The organism is Cyclobacterium plantarum, from assembly GCF_011290685.1.
Taxonomy (GTDB): domain Bacteria; phylum Bacteroidota; class Bacteroidia; order Cytophagales; family Cyclobacteriaceae; genus Cyclobacterium; species Cyclobacterium plantarum.
Genome location: NZ_JAANYN010000027.1, coordinates 1 through 1,703 on the forward strand (window position 1 = coordinate 1; position 1,703 = coordinate 1,703).

Annotated in this window: 1 protein-coding gene; it reads right to left on the reverse strand. The window is 42.2% G+C overall.

The features are described from left to right. Positions 1-207: 207 nt before the first annotated feature. Positions 208-1,560, reverse strand: coding sequence for a transposase (locus G9Q97_RS24620; protein ID WP_166151932.1), 1,353 nt, complete (start codon positions 1,558-1,560; stop codon positions 208-210). Between the last annotated feature and the right edge of the window lie 143 nt (positions 1,561-1,703).

Below are 1,703 nucleotides of genomic sequence, written 5' to 3' on the forward strand. Positions count from 1 at the left end.
GGGCTTCTTGGAAAATTCGATAAAAATTTGACCACCTAGGATAAAACTATATCCTTCGTGGTTTTTTTATGATTATTTGCTCTGATCGACAGTACAATTCCGCTACGGTAAAGTACAATTTGTTGGTGAATCGAGTGCCTCTTTTTTCCTTTTTTGTCAATGGGGCATAGTTATCCCATCGGAAAGGGTTTTTGATCGTTTTCGTCTTTAGGCTGCCTTCTTTCGGGGTGCAGGCTCCTCCCGGTTTCTTTTTTTGGCGATTTTTACCGCATTGGCCGCCATAGTTGCAAAAAGTACCATCAGCATTTCCCGCTTTTCGCCCCTGACTTTTATTTTTTTCAGTCCGTAATGTTCTTTGTGCGTCCCAAAAACACCCTCCATCACCGTTGCCCTTTGCTTTGATATTTCACTGCTGAGTATCTTTTCAGCTTTGGAGTGGTTTTTAGGGCCTTTTTTGGGGAAGCAGGTGAATATGCTGTTTCCAGTACAGTATCGTCTGTTTTCGTTGGTGGCATATATTCGGTCTGCGCCGAGCTGTGATGTTCCTTTAAAAACTGTTTTATGTTTCACCGCGGAGATTTTCAGCCTTTTACATTCATTGAAGTTTTTGAAACTCATCTTGTCTATAAAAGATAGTCCGTCCACCTGCAGCATGTGTACTTTCATTCCGAACTCCACAGGTTTGTTTTCTTTTCCCCTTACTATTGGTCTGATATAGGGTTTGTGAAGGGAAACGATCCTGTCTTTCAGCTCAGATGGCTTGTGGGTCAACAGAAATGTCTGCTGTACCAGAATTTTCTTGATGGTTCTCAAACAGGCAAAATCTTCCGGCCTCATACATTCTCCCCGGAACATATCCATTATTTGCTGAAGTTGCCCGATTCCTTTTTCCAACAGGTATACCAGCGATTCCCTTCTTCGGAGCGTCTGTTTATGGCTATTTTTTCTTTTCCTGAAATAGGCAAGCTGTTTAATCTTCTGCTCCCGGTATTTGGAACGCGGCCTTTTGATCTTCAGGATCTTGCACAACCTGAAAAGCTGCTTTTCAAACACCCATTCACAGCACTCCCACAAAAGTTTCACATCGGTAGGAAAGCGGATATAGCTCTCGTAACAGGTAGCATCCATGAGAAGTACATGGGAATTGTTCACATCCCTTTTCCAGTGGTTGAGCAGTACTGACTGGACCTGTTCCCATTCACAGTTTTTTTCAATATAAGCCCTAATACCTGTCATCAGGGTATAATCCCTGATCTGCTTGTCCTCGGCCAGAACTTTGCCGCAGAACATCTGCAGACTGTAATCTGTATTGAACCTTTCGATCAGCTGTCTGTCGCTGACATTGAGGTAGGCCTTCAAGAACATCATGGCAAACATTCCCTTGGCATCAAACCACCTGGGAGCGCCGGGACCTCTATTCTCTGCCGGAAGACATCCTGCGAGCTCATCCCAGGGAATAGAATCTTTTATCTGACCGAACAATGAATTCTTAAAAAAATGATATTTTGGAGAATATCCGTCGAAGTCTTTGAAAATCTGTAGTTGCGCTGTATCTTCCATTGTATTTTTGTTTAGCAACGTTAAAATACAAAAAAGAAAACCCCGGAAAAAGCCTAAAAGTGACTATTTTCGGGGTTTTTGAATTAAATTACCTCTATTTAATTCATTGTATATCAGTTTTTTAGGGATTCAGAAAGAAGCCC